Source organism: Chitinophaga sancti (genome assembly GCF_034424315.1).
In the GTDB taxonomy this organism is placed as follows: domain Bacteria; phylum Bacteroidota; class Bacteroidia; order Chitinophagales; family Chitinophagaceae; genus Chitinophaga; species Chitinophaga sancti.
The window spans coordinates 6,898,450-6,923,622 of sequence record NZ_CP139972.1 but is presented as its reverse complement, the minus strand read 5'-3'; the positions used below and the strand labels follow the sequence as shown (position 1 = coordinate 6,923,622).

The following is a 25,173-nucleotide window of genomic DNA, read 5'->3' as shown; positions in this document are numbered from 1 at the left end:
GAAGACGAATCATCATCACAACGGAGCTAGAATACAAACAGCTTAAACTTATACTACATGAAACCCATTCTTATTAAAGTGGGGGCATTTGCCGACAATCAGATCACGATCATTGAGAGAAGTGATCCTTATTTCAATACTCCATTCCATTTTCACCCGGAGTGCGAGCTGGTATACGTTACAGAAAGCAACGGTAAAAGAATTGTAGGCGACAGCATTGAGAGTTTTGACGTAGGAGACATGGTGTTTCTGGGGCCACACATTCCACACGTATGGTACAATGATGAAAGCTACTACAAAAACAATGAAGCGCTGAAAGCAAGATCTGTGGTGATTTATTTTCCGAAAGATATTTTCGGAGATAAGTTCTACGGACTGCCGGAAACAAAGGCATTAACAGATCTGTTTCACCGCGCACAACGCGGCATGAAGATCATAGGCCCTACCTATGACCTGCTGAAAGACCAGATCCTGCAGCTGCCAAAAAAAGAAGGACTGGAAAGAATTATTTCATTATTGAATATCCTGAAAGTATTGACAGAAACCAAGGATGTACAATACCTGGCAAGTACAGGTTATTCACATGCTTTCAATGCGAAGGATAACCATAAGATCGATGAAGTGTTCAAGTATGTGATGAGTAACTTCAGCAAGGAGATCTCTTTGCAGGATGTGGCAAGTATCACCAACCTTTCTCCACAGTCTTTCTGCCGCTTCTTTAAGAACAGAACAAAGAAGTCTTTCGTGCAGTTTTTGAATGAGGTGAGAATCGGGCATGCCTGTAAGCGGCTCACTGAAGAAGATTGGTCGATAGCAGAGATAGCATATTCGTGCGGGTTCAAGAACCTCTCGAATTTTAACAGGTTTTTTAAAGAGATAGTGGGGAAAACACCCAAAGAATATAAGAATGAATTGAGATTGAAAGAGGCATAAATTTTTAGCCGGCCAATGGCCGGCTTTTTTGTTTTTGTATTATCAATAAATGTGGTAATTTCCCCTCATATATACGCTTGTTGAGAACCTTAACCAAATCTATGTCACGACTGTAATCCATGTATAGTAATTACTCAGATACCCAATTACTTTCACTACTACAGGAAGATAACATAATGGCCTTCAATACTATCTACGCACGTTATAGTCAGCCGTTATACCTCTATATCCTTAGTAAGATTGAACCTGCCGAAGCAGGCAAGGATGTATTACAGGAACTCTTTACCTCCCTTTGGGAAAGAAGGCAGACGCTGAGTGTCAATGAATCGTTGAAATCATATCTCTACCAGTCTGCCCGTCACAAGATCATAGATATCTACCGGAAGAACACGACTTATCGTAAATACCTGCAGCAACTCATCGAACACTTTGATGTACAACCCGGTAGTATTACCGAACTGCTGGACAGCAAAACCCGCACAGAAGACGTGTTTGAAACGATCAACCAGCTTCCTGAACGAATGAAGGAAGTCTTCATCCTGAGCAGGGTGGAACACCAGACGGTGGAACAGATCGCACTACGCATGGGATTATCTCAGCAAACAGTTAAGAACCAGATTACCAAGGCCTTAAAAATTTTACGTACCAACCATGCACAGACAGACATCGTATTGTTGCTGCTGAGCGCCGCTTTTTTTTATAATTGATGGTACTTACTGCAACCTGGTACGACTCCATTAAGAGCATCACTAACGTTAGGGACAAACAACAGATACATTAGGACATTATTTAAATTACAACGCTGTGAACCTTGATCAGATAAAGAAATTATTGGAACGTTATAACGAAGAACAGTCCACAGCCGGGGAAAAACAGTTGATAGAAGAGTGGTTTGAAGGGATACAACAGCCTGTTACACACATTCCGGACACTGTCATCCAGCAGGACCTTGCAGATGTACACGCTGCACTGCAGAAGAATATTAACGTGCCCCGCCGGCGCACCATGCGCCCGTGGTACTATGCCGCTGCCGCTATCACTTTGTTGGTAGCTGCCGCCAGCTGGTTTTTCCAGCACTACACCCGCAGCGTCCTCCCTGCCGGTCAAGCCCCCATTGCCAAAGTTGACAACCACAAAGAAATTATCGACGGATTTTATATCATTACTACCGTAAAAGGTAAAACCGAACACCTGACACTGGAAGACGGCAGCACCATTGTACTGAACGCAGGCAGCCGGCTCAGGTATCCTGTACACTTCAGCACAGGTCGTGATCTCTTCCTTGAAGAAGGTGAGGCCTACTTTGATGTAGCCCCCGACCCCGCACGCCAATTCACCGTACACAGCGGAGGCCTCAGTACCACAGCGCTGGGCACCTCTTTCAATATACGCGCTTACCGTAACGAACAGAAAATCACTGTAGCACTGCTGAGTGGAAAAGTAAAAGTAACCGCCACCGGTAAAAAGCCAGTCGTACTTGAATCAAGTGAGCAGTTGAGTTATGACCTGCAAAGCCTGCAGGTAACCAGGTCGAAATTTAATACGCCAGAAGCCACCGGATGGCAACAGGGCACCCTGGTATTCAAAGATGCATCGTATGAACAAGTGCGCAACGCCATTGAAAACACCTTTGCAGTAACTATCATCAACCAAAGTGACAAGAAAGCATGGACCTACACCGGAAGCTTCCGGCAGGAAACCCTGCAAAATGTGCTGGAAACAATTTGTCTGACGGAATCGCTGGCCTGGTCAAAAGAGCGTGACACTATAATTTTAAAAAATAAGAAATAATTTATGGGGTTAGCCCCGGCACTACAATCAGGTGAGCGTGGATCAGAAGTAAATTTCTCCGGTTGAATCCGGATACCAGAGGAAGAGAATTTTCGTTCCATCATTCTCAGCATCTTCTGATTACTTTTCATTCAGGCTCCTTCTAACATCTAACACGTTTTGATACTATTACCAGGGTGTCTTCCGTAATGCGGAGGATGCCGGCTATTTATAATCCGCTCCCCGGAGCATTCCTGCATGTAGTATTTGGGTAGCCCCATAAATGTTTATTGCTGCTTTATTATGTTAAAATCACCGGGGCTGAAATGAAGGGAAGATCATACTTAATGAAAGTATGTGTTGTCGTAATTTTCCTGTTAATAGCATTATTAGCAGGCAGGAATGCTATGGCCCAGATTAGCCTCTCCTTTCGCAATCAGCCGGTAACGGAAATTCTGGATGCCATTGCTGCCAGGCAACACATTAGTTTTCACTACGATAAAGCCAGCATCGATGTAGAACAGCGGGTCTCGCTCCACTGTAACAATCTCACTTTAACGCAGGTCCTCGATCAGTTATCCACCTTGACGGGTTATAAATTTACTCCCAGGGGTGAAAATGTAATTGTCAGCACAATAAGTGACACCCCTGAAAGCGTACAACTGCATAACCCGGCTTTGGCACAGAAAGAGATCAATGGCAGGGTGGTTTCTATGCATGGCTCACCACTACCTGGTGTAACGGTGATGATTAAAAATACTACAAGAGGGGTGAAAACTGATGACGCGGGATTTTATACAATTGCTACGGGCCTTAGTGATGTACTGATCTTCCGCTCTGTAGGCTACATCAACAGGGAGATCCTGGCACCCCTGGCCAGTTCTAAACTCGATGTTACCCTCACCGAAAATATCAAAGGGCTGAATGAACTGATCGTTACTGCACTCGGCATCCCCAAAAACAATAAAGAACTCCCCTACTCTACCGGCTTACTGAATAGTGACGATATCTCTACCGTAAAAGATGCCAATGTGATCAATAACCTCTCCGGCAGAATAGCTGGTGTAATGATCAACCGCAGTGCCTCGGGTATCGGTGGTTCTGCAAGAGTTGTACTGAGGGGGAATAAATCGACCCGCGAAAATCAACCTTTGTATATCATTGATGGGGTACCGATGGCAAACTTTACACCCTCGCAACCTACGGACATTTGGGGTGAATCCTCGGGTATCACCGGGAATGGTGGCCGCGATGGCGGAGATGGTATTTCGAACCTGAACCCAGATGATATTGAAAGTATCAGTGTACTAAAGAGCGCTTCTGCCGCTGCCTTGTATGGCAGCCAGGCCGCAAATGGCGTGATTATGATCACTACTAAAAAAGGTCATTCTGGCAAAGGGCATATCGAGGTTTCTTCAGACCTGACCACTGAAACACCCTTGCTGCTGCCTTCATTGCAATATCGCTATGGTCAGTCAGTGCCTCCTTATGCTGCTGAGAAACAGCCCGGTTCTGCTGATAGCTGGGGGGCTCCTATACAGGCGGGCGATCATGTGAAACCATTTTTCAACACGGGCCTGACTTCTATGAATGGTCTTTCTATCAGCGGAGGTCTTGAAAAAACCCAATACTATATATCCTACTCGAATACGATGAACAGGGGCATTATGCCTGTCAACCGCCTGCAAAAACACAATTTCAATATCCGCGTCACCAGCGATCTGCTGGAGAACAAACTACATGTAGATGCGAACATTTCCTACCTGGCACAATATGCTGTGAACAGGCCTTCAAGTGGTCTTTATTATAACCCGCTCACTGGCTTATATACATTCCCCCGCGGGCTGGATTTCAATAATTATAAAAACTACGAATACTCTGACGATGCCAGGAATATGTATATGCAAAACTGGTGGAATATCAACAATGCCATGGGGTGGAGCGGGCAGGATGATCAGCAAAACCCTTACTGGATCCAGAAAAGAGACGAGCGGGAAGATAATCGTTACAGGGGGCTGGCCTCTCTTTCAGCAAGGTATCGCTTCAATGACTGGCTTACACTGCAAGCCAGGGCTAATTTTGATAAGAGCGATGACCAGTACGAATTAAAAGCTTATGCCGGTACCCAACAGGTGCTCTCCCCTCCTAATGGCAGGTATACACTGGAGAAAGAAAGTAACAAACAGTTGTATGCTGATATGATGATGACTGCCAGCAGACAGCTATCCCCTTTATGGAAACTGCAAGGCATGCTGGGTGCCAGCATCACAGATATCAGGGCACACGACAGAAGCCTGATCAGTACGAATGCAACCGCTGCTGAAGGATTGATCGTAGTGAATAAATTCTCCGTCAAAAACATTGCCTCTAATGCACTTGATGCACAGCAGAGTGTGGAACGGAAACAACTGCAGGCATTCTTTGGCAGCGCCCAGGTACATTTCAAAAATAGTATCTTCCTGGACCTCACCGGTCGTAATGACTGGAGCAGCACTTTTGCCTTTACACCTATCAAAGACAAGGGTTATTTCTATTATTCTTCAGGGATCAGTACCATTATCAGCGAGCTGCTTAAATTACCGAAGGCGGTGAGCTTTGCAAAAGTGCGGTTATCCTATGCGAAAGCAGGGAATGATATCGCACCTTATTCTTCCAGACCTGCCAGGTTTATTTTACAAACTACGGCAGGTGTATCCAGGGTGAATTTTAATATCCGCACCCCTTACCCGGGAATCTACTTAAAACCAGAAGATAACCGTTCGCTGGAAGCAGGTACTGAAATCAGGTTATTGAAAGACAGGATCAGCTTTGACTTTACCTGGTATAAGAATAATAACTATCAGCAGTACATGGAAGTGCGGGCACCCTCTGGCTCCGGTTATCTTTATTACTACCTGAACCTTGGCAATATCCAGAACAAGGGAGTGGAAGCTACGCTCACTGTTGTACCAGTACAACATACTCATATCCGCTGGTCCACCACCATCAACTGCACGGTAAACTGTAACCGGGTCGTGCAGTTAAGCAGTAATACGATTCCCGGTGCAGGTCCTGACAACTATTATATTCTCACGGAATTCAATACCAATATGTATGGCTCTTTCATCAAGGAAGGTGGTAGCTGGGGAGATATTTATACTAACAAGGAATTGTATAAAAACGAGAAAGGCCAGTATGTAATTGATGAACAGGGAAACCTGGTGACAAGAAATATATTTAAGAAAGTAGGGAACCCAAACCCGCGCCTGATCTCAGGATGGAGTAATACGGTGGAATACCGGCATTTCACTTTCAACTGTTTGATAGATGGCCGCTTTGGCGGAGATGTGATGAGTGTGACCAGTTCTGTGCTGGATAATTACGGCGTGAGTGAGCGTAGTGCCCGAGCCAGGGATAATGGCGGTGTTTCATTGAATGCGGTGTATGAAAATGGCACACCGCTGACGGTGCCTTATGATGCCCGTAAGTACTTCTCTACTATAGGAGGCAGGGCGGGCATCGGAGAAATGTATATGTATGATGCTACCAATATAAGATTACGGGAATTGTCATTGACTTATGAAGTACCTGTCAAAAGCAAGTACATTAATCGCCTGCAGATAGGATTGCTTGGAAAGAACCTCTGCTTCCTTAAACTGAATGCTCCCTTTGATCCGGAAGTCGCGATGAGCAGTGGCAATGCATTGCAGGGCATTGATGTATTTGGGCTATCGGCTACAAGAAGTATAGGCGTACATGTGAAGGCTGCATTTTAAAATGATTTTATGCGTAACACGATTCTGATGTGTATGGCCGTTTTGCTGCTTACTGCCTGCACGCGTAAATTTGAAGAGATTAATACGAATCCTTATGATCTGTATGACGATGAACTGAAAGGTAATTTTAAACTGCTGGGCGATCCGCTTACGCAAGCCATGCTGAATATACTTTCCAGCAGTGATGTGAGTGTGGCGCAATTACAGCAGAACCTGATGGGTGATGTTTTCTCCGGGTACATGATGACACCTAATCCCTTTCAGGATAACAGGAACAATATGACGTATGACCTGCTGGATAGCTGGAACGACGACGCATGGCTGACTGCCTATGGCAGTGTGATGCCTAATTGCAAATTCGTAATGGATAATGCACGGGGTAAATACATGGATTTCTATGCATGGGCACAGCTACTGAAAGTCATTGCTATGCACCGCATCAGTGATATCTATGGCCCGGTGATTTATACACACTATGCCATGATCAACGAAGATCATAGTATTGATTACGATTCCCAGCAGCATGCTTATGCTGCTTTCTTTAAAGATCTCGATTCAGCGATCAATACACTTACTCATTTTGCAGACAGCACAGGTACGCGGCGCTTTGCAGATTTTGACCTGTCTTATAAAGGAGATTATACCAAATGGGTAAGACTGGCCAATACATTGCGACTGCGGCTGGCCATCCGTATTTCAAAAGTAGATCCCGTCAAAGCAAAACTGGAAGGTGAAGCAGCCCTTTCACATCCTTATGGACTGATCAGTTCTGTAGCAGATAATTTTAATATTGATATTAGCCCGGCTACACACCCGGTGAATGTGATCTGTAATTCCTGGAATGACATACGAATGGGAGCGCCGATGGAATCGATCCTGACAGGGTACCATGATCCCAGGTTACCTTATTATTTCAGATCGGCAGATGCAAAGGATTCGGTTTATCATGGCATCAGGAATGGGATTGCAATTCCCAGTAAAGACCTGTACGCAGGTTTTTCAAAACTGGCATTGCTGCCTTCGCATATCCAGTTATTAACAGCAGCAGAAGCCTATTTTCTAAAAGCAGAAGCAGGATTATACGGATGGAAAGGTGCAAGCGATGTACAAAACAATTATGAACTGGGGATCTATATGTCTTTTCAGCAATATGGTATTACTACTGCCTTTTTTGATTATATCCACAATAGTACTTACGTAGCCAGGCCATATGTTGACCCACAGAATGCACTGAATAATGTAGACTCACCATTAAGTAAAATTACCATTCAATGGGATCCTGCTGCAACCACCGCCTCCAAGCTGGAAAGGATTATTACGCAGAAATGGATTGCGGTATTTCCTGACGGACAGGAGGCCTGGTCTGAATTTCGGCGTACGGGGTATCCGGGCTTATTCCCGATAGTAGTGAACAATAGTAGTGGGAAGATCCCTACGAATACGTTTATCAGGAGAATTCCTTTTATACAGTTTGAATACACCACAAACCAGGCGGGCGTGAACAGAGCAGTAGCCACATTGAAGGGGCCTGATAATGGGGGAACGAGATTGTGGTGGGATGTGCCATGAATATATTTAAGATGAAAATATTTTTTTCTCCTGCGATGGTACTATTTTAATTTCCACACGACACCTCATTATGCACCTGAAAAAAAATCCTGTAGACACAAAGGGGGAATCAAATCAGGGCAGCACGTATTGAACATGTTAGTAAATCATCACAATGGTATAGGTGAAATGCGCCTGTAACGGCGCATCGTATCACATCACTTCCTTTCTGCTAAACGGGCCCATAGCTGAAAAGATTATGTCATACTGCTTATCAACCAAAATCTAAAGTCGACAATCAACATCACTAACAGTTACCTGGAATGCATGGATGTACTACATCCACTGTCATTCCTATGAGCAACAACATCCATTAGGTCAATTTTAAAGGCAGTATCTATGAAACGTACACTACGCTTGTCAAAAGCATGCAGTGCCGCAGGCATTGTGCTAGGCCTCATGCTCTCAAACGGCATACAGACGGCCGTTGCGGCTCCTTCTCTTTTAACGTATGCCGCAAGGCAACAGAGAGACATTACGGGTATAGTGCGCGACGTTCACGGCAATCCATTGCCCGGCGTAACCGTAACGCTCAAAAATAGTAACAAGGGAACTAAAACCGATATAAGCGGAGCATACCACATCGCAGCAGGGGCGGGCGATGTACTGGTATTCTCTTACGTTGGCTATACTCCCAGGGAAATCACTATAGGTGCAGACAATACCATCAGCATTGTTCTTGAAGAAACAGTAAAAGGTCTGAACGAACTGGTAGTAACTGCACTGGGTATACGCAGAGAAGCCCGCAGTCAGGGTTATGCTGTATCAAAAGTACAGGGCGCTGATATGACCAAAGCCCGCGAAATAAGCGTGGCAAATGCGCTGGAAGGGCGCGTAGCCGGTGTGAACAGTGCCCCTCCGTCCACCGGTCCAGGTGGCTCATCCCGCGTAACTATCAGGGGTAACTCATCGCTGAGTGGCAACAACCAGCCACTATATGTAGTAGACGGTATCGCTATGAACAACGCGAACCTCGGCTCTGCCACCATGTGGGGCGGCGCTGACCTTGGCGATGGGATCTCCAGTATCAATCCTGATGACATCGAAGATATGACCATCCTGAAAGGTGCGGCAGCTTCTGCCCTCTATGGTCAGCGAGGTGTAAACGGGGTGATCCTCATTACTACCAAATCAGGTAAAGCAGGTCAGCTGGCTGTAGAACTAAACAGCAACATTACAGTTGATAAACTGAACGACTTCCTCGACTTCCAGGAAGTATACGGACAGGGTATTATGGGAGCACACCCCACTGACAAAACTTCTGCCCTGAACAGTGGTCTCTCCAGCTGGGGCACCAAACTGGATGATTCTGCTGTCACGCTTTTTGACGGACAAACACATCCCTACTCCAAACAAGGTAACCATTTAAAAGATTTCTATAAAACAGGGTCTACACTCAGCAATACAATTTCTGTAGCTGGCGGATCTGACAAGACCACTTATCGCGTATCTCTCGGTGACCTGCGTAGCAATGGTATTTACCCAAATACACAGTACATCCGTGATAACGTGAACCTGGATCTTAATTACAAAATGTCGGAGAAATGGAGCGGACAAACGAACATCACATACGCTAAAGAAGTGACCAACAACCGCTCTAACCTGAGTGACGCTCCCGGTAATGGTAACTATGCCATTGCGTTCTTACCTGCGAATGTGAAGGCTTCTCTCCTTGCTCCTGGCTATGATGCACAGGGTAAAGAAACCGTGTTTAGCAGTGACCTGTTCAGCACCAATCCTTACTTTGCTGCTTACCGGTTTATGAACAATACGAAGAAAGACCGCGTGATTGGTATGACCAGTCTGCGCTACGCACCTACTTCCTGGTTCTACATCCAGGGCCGTGTGGCCAATGACTTTTTCAGCTTCAATGCTACTTCTATTACGCCATGGGGTACAGCTTACCGCCCTACCGGTAGCCTGGACCTGGAGCGTAACAGGCAGTTCAATGAAATGAATGCCGATGTGCTGATTGGTGTAAATAAAAATATTACCCGCAAGATCAGCATGAACCTGAATGCCGGCGCGAACCTGTTGCAAAAAACTGATAAGGTCAATGATGTCACCGCATCTAATTTCGCCTTCCCATTTGTGTACAACCCATCTACTGCAGGTACAAAGAACAGCACACTTATCGAATACAAGAAAGAAGTACACTCTGTGTATGGTGCGCTGGAACTGGCTTACAGCAATGTCTTGTACCTGAACCTGACAGATCGTAACGACTGGAGCAGTACCCTGCCGATGGCGAACAACTCTTACAATTATCCATCGGCTACTATCTCTTATGTTTTCTCTGAAAACGTACATGCAGGCTGGCTCAACTTCGGTAAACTCCGTGCCGGTTATGCACAGGTAGGTGGTGATGCCGATGAATATAAAACAGCCCTGTATTACAGCACACTGGGAGCTACTGTAAACGGTGCGCCGATCGGTGATATCGACAACAAGATCCCTAACAAGGCGCTGAAACCACTGAAAGTAAAAGAACTGGAAGTGGGTGCTGAGTTTAAGTTGTTCAACAACCACGTGTTTGGTGACTTCAGTTATTACAATAAGAAAGCAACGAACGATATCGTTACAGCAACCGTATCCTTAGGCTCCGGTTATTCCAGCGCGCTGGTGAATGTGGGCGAGCTGGAGAACAGCGGTTTCGAATTTATGATTGGTGGTAGTCCGGTAAAATCAGGTGTCTTCACCTGGGCCACTACGGTGAATATTGCTAACAATAAAAACAAGGTGATCCAGTTAGCACCGGGCCAGAACGAAATGGTGGTGGAGAATGGGGAATCCCGCACTGAATCAGCTTTCATAGAGCATGTGGTGGGTAAGCCGTATGCGCAGATCATGGTGTATGATTATAAGAAAGATGGAAAGGGTAACCTGGTATTGAACGCCTCCGGTTTGCCACAGCGTACAGATGCACTGGTGAGTGCAGGTACTGGTGTAGCACCATGGAGCGGCGGATGGAGTAATGATTTTGCTTACAAACAATTCCACCTCTCATTCCTGATCGACTTTAAATCAGGCGGCCACATTTACTCAGGTACAAATGCGAATGCCTACAAATACGGCTTGCAGAAAGAAACACTGCCCGGCCGCGAAAGTGGTATCAGCGTAACTGGTGTAGATGATGGAGGTGCACCGGTAACAAAGACTATTGATGCACAGACCTATTACAACCAGCTGGGAGGTATCTCAGCCCTCCAGGTGTATAAGACTGATTTCATCAAGTTCCGTTCCGTGAGCCTGACCTACGATTTCAGCAGTGCTGCCCTGCACAATAAGCTGCATGGTGTAAGTGTGTCGCTGGTTGGCCGTAACCTGTTCTACTTTAAGAAATCTACACCCAACATCGATCCTGAATCAAACTATAGCAATAGTAATGCACAGGGTCTTGAATATGCCGGTCTGCCTACAAGCAAATCCTTTGGTGTTAACCTGAATGTTAAATTCTAAAACCAGCTGCAATGAACGCTCTATATAAAAAGATCCTTGCTATTTCTTTTCCTGCTTTAATGCTGCTGCCATCTTGTACTAAGAACTTTGAAAGCATTAACACAGATAAGAACAAATCCAGTGAAAGCACAGGTGTACCGGAGTACAACTTTACCCGTGCACTGCTGGAATATACAGGTAACAGTGATTACAGTTACGATACCTGGCGCGTGAACATCATCTACTGTGCAATGATGATGCAACAGTTATCAAATGTAAGCTGGTATGCAGGTGATAAGTATACACAGAACGATGCATGGTCCAATGCCTTGTTTGACAAAGCATATACTGACCAGGTGAAATACATTACGGATGTAATACGCCTGACTAAATCTGATGCGTATTTTTCCAATCAGTATAACATGGCACGCATTGCCCGTGTAATGATCTTTCAGCGTCTGACAGATGTATACGGTGATATTCCTTATTCTGAAGCAGGTGCCGGGTATAGTGCTCAGAACTATGCTCCTAAATACGATGCGCAGCAAAGCATCTATACCGATATGGTCAATGAACTGGATGCTGCTGCCAAAGCACTGGATGCTACTAAAGCAGTACCGGGTCAGGGTGACCTCATTTATAATAAAGGAGGTAGTGCCACCGCCAGCGTGGTAGTGGATAACTGGAAGAAACTGGCTTATTCCCTGATGCTTCGTATTGGTATGCGTCTCACAAAAGTAGACCTGGCCACTGCACAGCAGGTAGTAGAGAAAGCGTATGCGGGTGGTGTGATCTCTGCCAACAGTGCGAATGCTTACATTCTGCACGATGCGGCGGGTGGCAGAACTACCGTAAACAGGAATAGTAATATCCTTTCCGGTGAATGGAATGCGATTGCTAATAAAGGGGAGGCTAGTCTGGGCAAAACTTTTATTGACTATTTCAAAACTAATAACGATCCCCGCCTGGCGTATATCGGCACTGTACCGGCTACAGGCAGCACAGCAGCTGCTGATCAGCTGGGGATGCCGAATGGCTATGATACCAATGGCGAAGGTAGTGCGACAGACATTTCCAAGGCACCGGGTTACCCTGGTGACCTGGCAAAATATTCCGTTCTGAATAAGAACGTGTTCCTGAAACTGAACGGACCGACGTTTTTAATTACTTATGCACAGGTAGAGCTACTGTTGGCAGAAGCCGCTAAAAGAGGCTGGAATGTGGGAGCAGATGCTGCAACACATTATGCTAATGGGGTGAGCGCTGCAATGGGTCAGCTGGCGCAGTACGATGCGTCAGCGGCCATCAGCAGTACTGCTATTCAGACTTACCTGGCAGCACATCCTTATAATGATGCTGATGGTTACAACCAGATCAATACCCAGTATTGGGCAGCAAGTATGCTGGATTGGTATGAGGTATGGGCGAACTGGAGAAGAAGTGGATATCCGGCATTAACTCCGGTAAATTATGTGGGCAATGCAACTGGTGGGCAGATTCCAAGAAGGATGTTATATCCCGCATCAGAGGCGGCCAGCAATGCAACGAATTACCAGGAGGCAATTGCAAGGCAGGGAAGTAATTCGTTGATGACGAAGGTGTGGTGGGATAAATAATTTAGTATAGCCATCTATACCGCTATAAAAAGCAGCAATAACAAGCCGGACCTGTTCAGGTCCGGCTTTTGTTTTTTTATTTTATCAACCACATTGAGCCATTGATATCATCGCTGCTCAATCCCTGGTTTGTCAACGCTGCTTTCCAGTTCGTTGCATTCAGGTTCTGTTCAGTACTCGGGTAACCCCATCTCTTAGGGATCAGGCCATTGTTACCGATACCAGTTCCCTGGTCAAAAGCAGGTACGCCTGTTCTGCGGTAGTTAAAATAAGCTTCCCAACCGGAGTTCTGGAACATAGCCAGGTACTTCTGTGTGAGGATCTGTTTTAACCCGGCATCAGCACCTGCATACTTCACTGTAGATTGTGCTAAATAGGTGCTTAAATTGAATGTAAACGGATAAGAGGTATAATCACCCAGCGAACTACCAAACTTCAGGAAATACGCTGTATAACTGGTTTGTGCGGCAGTAATACCATAGAACTTAAATGATTCGGTTATACCTGTATTGTACCAGGTTTCTGCATCACCACTGATCCAACCCCTGTTGATCGCTTCTGCGATGTTAAAACACATCTCTTTGTAACCTACCAGTACATCCGGCTCACCAGTGTAAGTATCATAATAACGCTTACGGTTGATGAGGGAAGTATTACCTGCGATTGCATCAGAATACATATTAGCAATAGATTCACCTGTGCTGGCTCCTACAAATGAACGATAGTCTACCGCACTGTAACCCTTGGTAGCAATGATATTCCACGCTGGCTCACAGGTAATGAACACACGTGCATCATTCAGATCTGTCAGGTTATGCACATAAGTATTCGCCATGTTATAACGCTGTGCATCCGATCCAAAGTTGTTAGGGCTTTGTGGATAAACGTTATAGGTAGGTACATAGGTGAACTTGAAATCATCACTTACTGATGTGAAAACCGGGTAGTTGGAAGGGTTGTTGATGATAGCAGCAAATTGAGCAGCGACATTCAATTCGTTGTCTGCAGACTTATTACTCAGGCTGATCAGCACACGAAGTTTGAAACTGTTCACCAGTTTGCGCCACTGGTTCAGGTCACCTTTGTAATAAATATCCTGGCCAGAACCGGAGATGGTATTATCCCCTTTTCTGATCAGTTGTACCAGGTGGTTATTCACTGTATCCAGCGTATTCAGCACAAACCTGAATACATCCTTCTGTGCAGCATAAACCGGGGTAAGATTACCAGTACCCTGTACAGCGCCATTCAGCGGAATATCTCCCATCAGGGAGGTCATGTTGTAATAGTAATACGCACGTACAAACTTACCAATAGACTCATAAGGATTGATAGAATCTGCACCACGTGAAGCAGCTTCTTTTTCCATCTGCACTACGTTTTTCAGTACGATATAGCTATCAAAGCTACCACTCGCCCATCCATACTGGTTATCACCATAATATTCATAGTTACGGCAATAATACTGGTTCCAGCGCTGAACGGCACCCCATGAACCATAACCTTGCAGCGAGCCTTTGTCCTGCGTACCCGACATATCTGTCAGTATAGCACCCAGCAGCAGTTCTGCGGTTACGCTACCTGGCTGATTCGGGTTGGCCTGTAGCTCTTCAATTTTTTTATTACAAGCTGTCATTATAAGACAACCTAATGCTATGATAAGTATATGTTGATATCTTCTCATTGTGTTCGGGTATTAAAAGGTAATATTCAGGTTCACACCGTAACTGCGGGTAGTAGGCGTTTGCAGACCGGATCCGCTATCCTGTGTGTACTGGTCTACGTCCATATCCTTGTAGCGGCCAGGGAAGAAATACAGGAGGTTACGACCTACTACAGACAGGGAAGCATTCTGGAATACCGCATGACTGCCAAAGAGATTGGATGGCAGCCTGTAAGTCAGGGTTACTTCTCTCAGTTTAGCATAGGTCTTTTTGATATTATCCAGGTCATTGATAGAAGCCATCCTGGTTACATACTGCTGTACAGAAGTTTTGGTTGTATTCTGAGATACAGTCAGTTCTTTTTCGTTGGTAATTCTACCAGTCACAGGATCCAGCTGAATAGTACCACCAGTCAGGTTTACACCCTCACCCACATAGGAGAAGCCGGTAGCACCTTTTGAATCATCCGGACGTGCTGTTCCAAATTTACCCTGTGTACTTTCGATATGACGGCCACCCTGCAGTGATTTCTGGCGTACGTAGTCGTGTACCACACCACCTACCATACCATCGAATCTGAAGCGGAAAGAGAAGCTCTTATAACTAAAGGTATTGGTGATACCCCACTGCCAGTCAGGATCTGAGTGACCATATACTTTCTTCGCATTCACACCCAGATCTGCATATCGCAGCAGCAAACCTGAAGCCTTGTCAATTACCATTTTACCATCTGAGGTACGTACAAATGCATTGTCATATACCAGGTCTGTACGGGTTCCACTATGTACCCAGTTGTCACCACTTGGATTATCTACCCACTTCCTTACGAACCTGAACCAGTTTACATTAACATCCCAGTTCAGACCCTCTTTGTTACGAATGGGAGCACCGCCCAGGGTAATTTCCCAACCATCATTCTGAGTACGGCCCTGGTTCTTTGTTAACTGTGAATATCCTGTTGATTCTGATACGTTTCCTTTAAAGATCAGGTCATCTGTATAACGATAACGGGTCACATCCAGGCTTAACCTGTTTTCCAGGAAACGTACATCCAGACCACCTTCGTAAGCTTTTCTTTCATCAGTCTTAATGTCATTATCCACCAGGATATCAGTATAAGATGCACTGTTCTGGTTATTATAATAAGGCTTGAGTCCATATACCTGGGAGAAAGCATATTCAGGGCCATCGTATGGAGACAGGTAAGTATAACCATAACCACCACCTGCCAGGTTAGATACATTTGGAGAGAAGAATCCTTTAGTACCACCTGCTTTACTGCTGGCAAATGATCCGCGCAGTTTCAGGAAGGAAATCGCTTTAGGCAATTTTGCATAGTCAGATATAACTGTAGCGAGGTTGAATGAAGGATAGAAATAGGTATTGTTCTGTGCAGGTAATGTAGAAGACTTATCGAAACGACCCGTGATGTTCGCCGTCACATAAGATTTATAACCCAGATCCAGTGAATAATAGCCACTCAGTACAAGCATTTCAGCGTTGTAAGAAGAAGCCTGTACAGAGTTCAGTGAGTTAGAGAATGCATATACACCTGGTACGTTCAGGTAGTTGGTAGTGGTGAACTCAGAATTAAAGCGGAAAGTCCTGGCATTACCACCTAACATACCCTGCACATCGAGGAAACCGAGGATTGCATTTTTATGATACTTAGCCTGGAACTCTACGTTTGATTCGAAGAGGGAGCGGTTATCCACACGGTAATCCCCTTTGTGCTCCGCCCTGTCATAAACAGTAGCAGAGTAAGGCAATTTTTCTGTATTGGTAAAATTGTAAGTTGTTATGCTTGGACGTAAGGTCAGGTCGATATTGGGGTTAACATTATAGTTCAATGCGGCATAACCACTTACGTTGTTTACATAGTGACCTCTCAGCCACTCGTAGCTCATGAACCATGGGTTATTATAGCGATAGTATTCAGCATATTTCTGCTGGATACCTACTTTACCAGGCTGCCAGTAATCACGCATATCATCTACGCTCCAGTCAGCGCCACCCCACAAGATCATGTTGTAGATAATACTGTTAGGACCATAGTTTACATCCGGAATGTTTGGAGTAGACTGGCGGCTGTAGTTAATATAAGTGCTGATAGAGAATCGCTTTGTAAATTTATAACCGATGCTTGCAGTAGCGTTAAAGTTGTTTAATTGTGTATTGGGAACGATTCCTTTCTGGTAACTGTTGCCCATTGAAAAACGCAGGTCTGCCTTTTCAGTAGAAGAACTCACCGCAATGCTGGTGCTGTTCAGGATCCCTGTTTGCAGAAAGCGTTTCAGGTTGTTTTTACCACGGGCTGTCCATGCAGTTGGTTTAATGTGGCCCTGGAAGGAAGTACCATCTTCAAAGCTGGTGGTATAGGTCGTATTTGCATCATACACACCATCATATTGTGGCAGCATACGGCCATCCAGTTTTGGCCCCCAGATGTCATAGTCATAGTCGTTTACACCACTACCTTTACCGTCTCCAAAGGCATATTTACCATATTCACCAGCACCATAATCATCCTGGTATTTAGGCAGTGCGATGAAGCCACCATTCCATTGTGTACTATTATTGAAATCAACAGTATATCCACGTTTGTTCTTCGTACCTTTTTTGGTATTGATGATGATCACACCAAATTTACCTCTGAAACCATACAATGCTGAGGCACTTGGGCCTTTCAACACGGTAAAGCTTTCGATATCATCCGGGTTGATGTTGTAGGTATCAGAGCTCATAGGTACACCATCTATTACATACATGGGGCTACCTTCGCCACGCATTACCACGTTGGGAGAGTGACCTATTTCAGGTGTGATATTGATAGAGAGACCTGCTACGCTACCTTTCAGTGAGTTGAGCACACTAGGTTCACGAGCCTGGGTAAGGTCATTGGCCTTTACGTCCTGGATAGCGTATCCAAGGCGTTTTACTTCTTTCTTTACCCCGGTCGCTGTTACTACTACTTCGTTGAGATCCTTGGTGCTGGCTTCAACAGCGATTGTAATATCTTCGCCATTGATAGTATATTCAGATGGAGTAATCCCGAGTCCATTGATCGATAATACATTTCCTTTTTCAGCTTTGATTGAGAAACTCCCATCTACATTGGTGACTGTTCCGTTCTTTGTGCCTTTTACAATGACCCTCGCACTGGGTATAGGTGTCTGGTCTGATTTAGCCAGTACATGGCCGGTAATTAGTTTTTGCGCGAAGGAGGAAAACGGCAGCAATAGCATTACCATTAACATCCTTGCGAATGCGTTACATCTTTTTGGCATAACTGTTTTTTAGTTGATGTGAATTACTACTATAAAGCGATTTAAATGTTTAAGACTTCTTTTAACGGCTAGGCTAGCTTCTACAATCCCTATGGTCTATAATGGGTGCAAATATCCAAAAGGAGTTTTAACAATTTGTTTAGTATACCTTAACTAATTGTTAAGTATTTCTAAAAGGGATTAAACAAAAAGCGCTTTTGCCTCCTGGGCAAAAGCGCTTCATTATTAAGCGATGTAAAGATTATTTACGTTGCTGCTGCATGGGGTTACCTCCGGTAGAAGAACCTCTTGCTGCCTGCTCGCTACGGAACAATTCGAACCTTGTTGGTGTCAACGCTCTTGGCCAGCTGTTATTTGCTTCATCAATATCAGCAGTTTCTCTCAATGGATCCAGTTTAACAGACACCACTTCTTTATCTTTTGCAAATACCTTGGTTACATGGTTTTCATCATGCCTCCAGATATATGCCGAAATACGATCTGTTTCTTTTGTACCATCTGCATATGTCCACTCTATGATCAGCGGCATTACCAGCCCGCCTACATTGCTGAATGATACCTGGTAGAAGTTCTTTTTGCTTTCATACAATCTCTTCTCTTCAGGGCTCAGACCTGCATAGAAATTGCCGTATGCCTGCTTATCTTCTTCATTTACATTAAAGCGATTCCATTTATAATAGAAATCCTGTAACGCGGTATCCTGCTCTGCGGTGAATTTCATTCCTGCAGCTTTGTTGCGTGAGCGGGAGATATGGTCTGCATTATGGTCGTATTTCGCTTTTGCTTCAGCCTTTGCTGTCTGAGGATCCTTCGTATCCAGGCGGAACATTTTCACGCTATCAATAGAGATATCCACTGGTTCAATACCAAAGAACCATCCTCTCCAGAACCAATCCAGGTCCACCGCAGATGCATCTTCCATTGTACGGAAAAAGTCTGCCGGTGTAGGATGTTTGAATGCCCAGCGACGTGCATATTCACGGAAAGCAAAGTCAAACAGTTCACGGCCCATTACAGTTTCACGCAGAATATTCAGCGCTGTACATGGTTTTGCATATGCATTAGGACCAAATTGCTCAATGTTTTCAGAGTTCGTCATGACAGGCTCCAGCTGATCCTTAGGCATCCGCATATAGTCTGCTATCTTGTAAGCCGGACCACGGTTGGAAGGGAAGTTGTTATCCCACTCCTGTTCTGCGAGGAACTGGCAGAACGTATTCAGTCCTTCATCCATCCATGTCCACTGCCTTTCGTCAGAGTTCACGATCATAGGGAAGAAGTTGTGACCTACTTCATGAGTGATTACACCTATCATACCATTCTTCACGGCTTCGGAATAAGTGCCGTCTTTTTCAGTACGGCCATAGTTAAAGCAGATCATCGGGTATTCCATGCCATTGGCAGCTTCTACAGAAATGGCTACGGGGTAAGGATATGGAATGGTATGTTTGGAATATACTTTCAGGGTATTGGCTACTACCTTGGTAGAATAGCGTTTCCACAGCGGGTAAGCTTCCGGACCGTAGTAAGACATGGCCATCACTTTTTTCCCTTCCACATTAGTGGCCATCGCATCCCATACCAGTCTGCGGGAAGATACCAGTGCGAAGTCACGTACGTTCTCAGCGTTATACACCCATGTTTTACGGCCGGTCGCATGACTTGCCATGTTATTCTTCATCTCATCAGGTGTCACGATTTCCAGCGGCTCTTTTGCACTTTGTGCCTGTTGCCAGCGCTGGTATTGTACGCCTGTCAGCACTTCCTTGTAGTTCTGGCATTCGCCGGTAGCACCTACGATGTGGTCAGCAGGTACATTCATGCTTACATGGAAGTTGCCAAAAGTGAGGGCGAACTCGCCACGACCGGTAAACTGATGGTTCTGCCAGCCCTGGAAATCAGAATACACTGCCAGGCGGGGATACCATTGTGTAATGGTGTAGAGGTAGTTTTTATCTTCAGCGAAGTACTCATAACCGCCACGACCGCCTTCGATCGTACGATCGGAGATGTTGTACCACCACTCTACCTTGAACCTTAATTTCTGACCGGGTTGCAGGGTTTGTGGCAGATCCATCCGCAGCATGGTCTGGTTGATGGTATATGGAATATCCTTCCCGTTTTCGTCGGTGATCTTTACAATGTTGGTACCGAAACCAGGGCGTGGGCCAAGGATCTGGTTTACATCCCTCATCGTCATTTTGGATTTCATGGCGCTCCCGTCAAAGCTGTTATTGTCACTTTTAGGGTTATGCTCATTTTCATCCAGTTGCAACCAGATGTAAGTCAGCGGATCAGGAGAGTTGTTGAAATAGGTAACAGTCTCCTTTCCCGTCAGCTTTTGCTTGTCATCGTCCAGGGTCGCGGAGATGTCGTAATCGGCTCTTTGTTGCCAATACTTAGGACCGGGCGCTCCGGAAGCGGAACGGTATTCGTTGGGCGTCTGGAGGATGGTACCTAATTGCTCAAACTTGTTGCCATGGTCAGAGCCGGTAGGTGCTAAGGATTGCGCGCTCGCCCCGGCGGTGATGCAACAAGCCGCCAGAGCCAATTTGATTGCTTTTTTTCTCATAAGAAATCTACTGACAGTTGGTTGTCCCTGTCTATTTTGTTATAAATTCTTTACATCTCTCAATGGTTATCAGGACAGCGATCCCAAAAATGGCTGCAGAGAGGTAAATATTCCAATCCCTGCGCTTTACACCTGTAACATTTACAATGATTCCGGCCAGTAATAATACCCCTGCCACGACCACCATCTGTCCTGCTTCCAGCCCGAGATTGAAGGCTAATAAGGGTTGCAGAATGTTTTCCCGGGTTCCGATCAAACTCTTCAGGTATGCGGAGAAAGCCATACCATGCACGAGGCCGAAAAACAATGCGAACAAATAGTTCAGTTGGACTTTTTGTGGTGACAGCTCTTTTTTAAACATGTTGAAAAGAGCGGTTATCCAGATAGTAATTGGTATGAGCAGTTCTATCAGACTGCTTTGAACATAGACGACGTTTGTGAGGCTCAGCGCCAGTGTAACTGCATGACCAATGGTAAAGGCGGTGACGAGTACGAGAACCTTTCTCCAGTCCCGGAGCATATAAATTGCGGATAAGGCCATGATAAACAGGATGTGATCGTAGCCATCCCAGGCAATTATATGCTGCCAGCCCATTTGAAAATACATCCCGAATTCGGTGCTCACAATTTCCTATTTTTGGTAATTATACAAGGTTACTGCTAATATTTAAAATTTTTTAGGCAAGTGGGTTTAATATTATATAAATGGTTATTGCCAGCTTTTTTCGCCTTTCACCCATTCTATGTGAGTGTCACAGAAATCGAGCACATAAAAGCTAAAAACGAGATCCAGGTCAGCTGCCGGATCTTTGCCGACGACCTGGAGAATGTACTGAAAAAGGAGTCTAAACTCCCCCTGGACATTATCCATCCTGCCAATAAGGCCCGGATGGATAGCCTCATAGCCGGTTACATCAACCGGCACCTGGTTGTAAATGTAGATGGCAAATTGATTAAACTGACCTACCTGGGCTATAAAATTGAAGAAGAGGCAGCCTGGTGCTTTCTCGTAGCCCAGAATGCGACGCCCTTTAAACAGGTGAAAGTTAAAGACGATATCCTGTACGGCGAACATCCTAACCAGATCAACATGATACATGTGATCAGGGATGGTGTGAGAAAGAGCAATAAACTGGATAATCCAAAAGCCACTGTCTCCGTAAGTTTCTAGCTGCGCTTATCCACAAATTTCAGTGGTTTACGTACGCCTTCCGGCATCAGCATCTTCATGATCTCCGCCTGCCCTACATACCTGATCTGGGGGATCACTCTCAGTTTCGCCTGCAGATAAGAACGGATCTTTCTGTCTATTTCTTCTGATTCCTGCACCGGCCAAAGGTGCAGCAGGATTTCGTCTGTGCCTATTTCGTTGGAGAATACTTCTACTACAAACTCTTTCACTTCTTCCATATCGTTCAGCAGGTCAAAGAGTGCCGGTGGATACAGGGTTGTTCCCTTGTATTTGATCATCTGCTTACGACGGCCTATCACCGGCGATAAACGCTTTGAATGACGACCACAGGAACAAGGTTCTTCAAAGTAACGGCAGATGTCCCCGGTCTTGTACCTCAGTAAGGGCATGCCTTCCACACCCAGTGTCGTAATCGTCACTTCGCCATCCTGTCCCGGGCCTACGGGTTGATTATTATCATCCAGCAATTCAACATACAGTAATTCAGGATGATGATGTCCACCATGACCTGCATTACACTCCGTGAATGCCGTTTGCATTTCTGTACTGGCATAAGTTGAATAGAGCTTGATATCCCATTGCTCCGTGATCTTCTTACCCAATACATTGTAGGTGAAATCCGCACTACGGATATTCTCCCCTATACATACAGCCTTCTTCACTGAAGAAGCGTTGATATCAATGTTATGTTCCTTCGCAAATGCGATCAGTTTCACGATAAATGAAGGCACTGCTACAATAGTAGTAGGCTGTATACGCTGTATATTCTCCCATTGCAGTGAAGGTACTCCCGGGCCTACACGCAGCACGCCAGCACCTAGTTTGCGGATACCATTATAATAAGCCATCCCGGCCATAAACTGCCTGTCCAGCGTGAGCATCAGCTGGTAGGTATCATTCTCCGTACCATCTGCACAGCAAAAAGAAATGTATTCATTGTAAGCCAGGCGGTCCTGGTCTTTCTGTGTCAGTGCAATGATCACAGGTCTGCCGAGGGTGCCGGAGGTAGTTGTATATTCAGCGATCTTACGCTTGTCCACGCACAGGAATTCCCAGTTCTGCTGTTGCAGATGCTCCTTCGTGACTGGTGGAATACGCCAGAGATCATCCAGCGATTTCACGTCAGAAGGATGTACGCCGTGTTCGGCAAACCAATTTCTGTAAAAAGGTGAGAACTCCCGCAGGTAGCCCAGCAGGTGAAGGACTTCTTTTTCCTGAAATGCCCTGATGGAAGAAGAGGGCTGCAATTCTATGGTGGGTATATACATGGTATCAGGTTTTCAGATTTCAATGATCACTGTCGCTACCGCTGTGGTATTGATATGTGACAATGAAACCAAAATCTGTTTGATCTGTAACTGTTCGTAGCGGGAGCTGGCATTGCCTATGAGCTGTAGTAAGGGTTTGCCCTTAGCATCATGGGTAATCTCTATTTCATTAAAAAGTATGTCGCCGTGCATGAAACCGGTGCCCAGTGCTTTTAACAGGGCTTCCTTCGCTGCAAATCGGACAGCATAGTGCTCCTCGCTATGTACCTGCTGCTCACAGTACGCAATCTCGTGAGGGGTAAACACAAGCTCCCTGAAGCCGTTTCCTTTGGCTATTTTGGCGCCTATGCGTGCCACATCAACGATATCTGTACCTAAGCCGTAGATCATGATTTTTTATTACACAATTCTATTTGTTTCCGGATATGGATTTCCTCTGATTTGTTGGCAATCACTTTTGTGAGTGCCACTTCATAAAATCCTTTCGCTTCCTCAAGGTTACCGTGTTTGAAAGCATAATCACCAGCTACCACATATGCATGATAGAACTCAGGATCCAGTGCCGGTATCAGTTTAGGATCTAACTGAGCACCTTCCTGTGCTGCCTGTTTTAAGGAACGATATGCTTTGAAGTTAATAAAGGCTTTCGTCTGCATAAATGGATCCGGCGCTATCATTCGGCTGCTGTCGTATACCTCATGATCTGTATGCAAACCATGCATGCTGAAAATAGAATCCAGGTTATAGCATACATACTCACCCATCTGCCATGGTGCAGTCGACACCCATACCAGTTTCTTCTTAGGTTCAAACACAACAGAGTGATGTGCGATGAACTGGTTGATGGCTTTCTCATTACCTACACCGATATCCCTGCCCTGCAGACCGAAACGGTCACGCAGAATGTCTACCGTATTTTGAACTGTATTAGGACCCTTCTCTTTCAGCAATTCAGTCAGCCGCTCAAAGCGGTATCCGGAAGCAGTTTCATCTCTCTGTTTGATATTCTCAGGTGTAGCCTTGAAATTCTCTCCCTGGAAGTGATTTGTACAGGTGATGAAGTTCTTTTTGGGATCATACAGTTCCATGCTATCCGGCGTCTTTTCAATGATGGCTGCACGGTTGTCAAATGCAGAGCCGATCAGGAAGGATTCGGATACGAACATCGTATGTTTCTTTGCTATTGCATAAGCTTCGTCAATGTTCTTCGCATATTGCAGGATCTCTCTTGCTACCAGCGACACAGGTGTAGCAGACCCGGTAGGAATTTTACTCTTATCAGCATTGATCGTCACTGTCAGCCCTTCCTGGTTCATACCTGAAGCACAACCGGTAAAACCTGCCCAGGTTACAATCATAAAATTGAAACCCTTGTCAGGATGATAGAAAGCAATCACCTTATCTTCTGCAAACTTATCGCCTACATAGAAGTCGAAATTGCGGCCTATGATCAGGCTACTATCGGCAGAAGCATCATTCCAGGTGGCAAAGGAAGTACAACCTACCAGTGCCATGTTCTGCAATGCGTGACCTATGTCGTGCGCAGCGTGGTAATTGAGCAGGCGCTCATAGTTGGTACCAATAAAATCGTATTTATCAGAAGCAGAGAAAGAGATACCATATATTTCTTCCTTATTTTCTTCTTCTATATTATTTGCGAGGTTACGGTTAAAGAAACCTACGAAGTAGCGCAGGAACTTTAAATAAGACTGCGAAGGGATCATCTTTTTGATCTGATCCGTGAAGTTATCCTCCTGTCTTTTCACCAGTTCAGCAGAGAGCTTGCCATAGATCACGCCTCTTTCAAAAGGCTTTCCTTCCACATACATTTCATACAAGCCGCTGTTGCTCTTACGGAACCAGTTATTGCCAATGGTATAAGCTGATGGATCCAGTTGTTTACGCTCCAGTTTCAGTGCACTTTTGTCAGCAATATCAGGTGGGTTGATATGCCCTACACTCACCACGTAAATGATCAATGCTATCAGCAACAATAAGATGCCGCCAAAAATAAATAACAGCGCTCTCCCCAATTTGCGCCATCCGCTTCGTTTTTTCCCCTTGTTCATA

At 45.2% G+C, this 25,173-nt stretch carries 15 protein-coding genes; 8 read left to right on the top strand and 7 right to left on the bottom strand.

Annotation, left to right across the window (positions count from 1 at the left end):
- Window positions 1–57: 57 nt before the first annotated feature.
- The 7 genes from U0033_RS27315 (at window position 58) to U0033_RS27285 (ending at window position 13,120) form a co-directional block, all read left to right on the top strand.
- Window positions 58–933, top strand: coding sequence for an AraC family transcriptional regulator (locus U0033_RS27315; protein WP_072359987.1), 876 nt, complete (start codon window positions 58–60; stop codon window positions 931–933).
- Window positions 934–1,052: 119 nt separating this feature from the next.
- Window positions 1,053–1,640 carry an RNA polymerase sigma factor gene (locus tag U0033_RS27310; RefSeq protein ID WP_083571488.1) on the top strand — a complete coding sequence of 196 codons (588 nt, stop codon included), beginning with the start codon at window positions 1,053–1,055 and terminating at the stop codon, window positions 1,638–1,640.
- Window positions 1,641–1,737: 97 nt separating this feature from the next.
- Window positions 1,738–2,724, top strand: a complete 987-nt coding sequence (locus tag U0033_RS27305; protein WP_072359992.1) for a FecR family protein — start codon at window positions 1,738–1,740, stop codon at window positions 2,722–2,724.
- 305 nt (window positions 2,725–3,029) lie between these two features.
- Window positions 3,030–6,458: a SusC/RagA family TonB-linked outer membrane protein gene (locus U0033_RS27300; RefSeq protein ID WP_083571489.1), complete on the top strand. Its 3,429-nt coding sequence runs from the start codon at window positions 3,030–3,032 to the stop codon at window positions 6,456–6,458.
- 9 nt (window positions 6,459–6,467) lie between these two features.
- Window positions 6,468–8,027, top strand: a complete 1,560-nt coding sequence (locus U0033_RS27295; RefSeq protein WP_072359994.1) for a SusD/RagB family nutrient-binding outer membrane lipoprotein — start codon at window positions 6,468–6,470, stop codon at window positions 8,025–8,027.
- Window positions 8,028–8,405: 378 nt separating this feature from the next.
- Window positions 8,406–11,525, top strand: a complete 3,120-nt coding sequence (locus tag U0033_RS27290) for a SusC/RagA family TonB-linked outer membrane protein (protein WP_083571490.1) — start codon at window positions 8,406–8,408, stop codon at window positions 11,523–11,525.
- A gap of 11 nt (window positions 11,526–11,536) precedes the next feature.
- Window positions 11,537–13,120, top strand: coding sequence for a SusD/RagB family nutrient-binding outer membrane lipoprotein (locus U0033_RS27285; RefSeq protein ID WP_072359996.1), 1,584 nt, complete (start codon window positions 11,537–11,539; stop codon window positions 13,118–13,120).
- 76 nt (window positions 13,121–13,196) lie between these two features.
- Here U0033_RS27285 and U0033_RS27280 read toward each other — a convergent pair whose 3' ends face one another.
- From U0033_RS27280 to U0033_RS27265, 4 genes are all read right to left on the bottom strand, one after another.
- Window positions 13,197–14,804 carry a SusD/RagB family nutrient-binding outer membrane lipoprotein gene (locus U0033_RS27280; protein WP_072359998.1) on the bottom strand — a complete coding sequence of 536 codons (1,608 nt, stop codon included), beginning with the start codon at window positions 14,802–14,804 and terminating at the stop codon, window positions 13,197–13,199.
- Window positions 14,805–14,816: 12 nt separating this feature from the next.
- Window positions 14,817–18,071: a SusC/RagA family TonB-linked outer membrane protein gene (locus tag U0033_RS27275; RefSeq protein WP_218164017.1), complete on the bottom strand. Its 3,255-nt coding sequence runs from the start codon at window positions 18,069–18,071 to the stop codon at window positions 14,817–14,819.
- Window positions 18,072–18,312: 241 nt separating this feature from the next.
- Window positions 18,313–20,643 carry a M1 family metallopeptidase gene (locus U0033_RS27270; protein WP_072360000.1) on the bottom strand — a complete coding sequence of 777 codons (2,331 nt, stop codon included), beginning with the start codon at window positions 20,641–20,643 and terminating at the stop codon, window positions 18,313–18,315.
- A 31-nt stretch (window positions 20,644–20,674) separates the two neighbouring features.
- Window positions 20,675–21,268 carry a HupE/UreJ family protein gene (locus tag U0033_RS27265; RefSeq protein ID WP_245801755.1) on the bottom strand — a complete coding sequence of 198 codons (594 nt, stop codon included), beginning with the start codon at window positions 21,266–21,268 and terminating at the stop codon, window positions 20,675–20,677.
- 60 nt (window positions 21,269–21,328) lie between these two features.
- On the opposite strand from U0033_RS27265, the gene U0033_RS27260 reads away from it, so the two are divergent.
- Window positions 21,329–21,814 carry a DUF6702 family protein gene (locus tag U0033_RS27260; RefSeq protein ID WP_072360004.1) on the top strand — a complete coding sequence of 162 codons (486 nt, stop codon included), beginning with the start codon at window positions 21,329–21,331 and terminating at the stop codon, window positions 21,812–21,814.
- On the opposite strand, the gene U0033_RS27255 is transcribed toward U0033_RS27260, so the two are convergent.
- The 3 genes from U0033_RS27255 to U0033_RS27245 are packed head-to-tail and all read right to left on the bottom strand — an operon-like array spanning window position 21,811 to window position 25,172.
- A complete protein-coding gene (locus U0033_RS27255) occupies window positions 21,811–23,103 on the bottom strand; it encodes a phenylacetate--CoA ligase family protein (protein WP_072360005.1) in 1,293 nt (430 codons plus the stop codon). The two genes, U0033_RS27260 and U0033_RS27255, sit on opposite strands and share 4 nt — an antisense overlap.
- A gap of 12 nt (window positions 23,104–23,115) precedes the next feature.
- Window positions 23,116–23,493, bottom strand: coding sequence for a holo-ACP synthase (gene acpS / locus U0033_RS27250; RefSeq protein WP_072360007.1), 378 nt, complete (start codon window positions 23,491–23,493; stop codon window positions 23,116–23,118).
- The gene (locus U0033_RS27245) at window positions 23,490–25,172 is read right to left on the bottom strand and encodes a C45 family autoproteolytic acyltransferase/hydolase (RefSeq protein ID WP_083571491.1); all 1,683 of its coding nucleotides are present in this window, start codon (window positions 25,170–25,172) and stop codon (window positions 23,490–23,492) included. The genes acpS and U0033_RS27245 overlap by 4 nt, the downstream gene beginning before the upstream one ends.
- Window position 25,173: the final 1 nt, after the last annotated feature.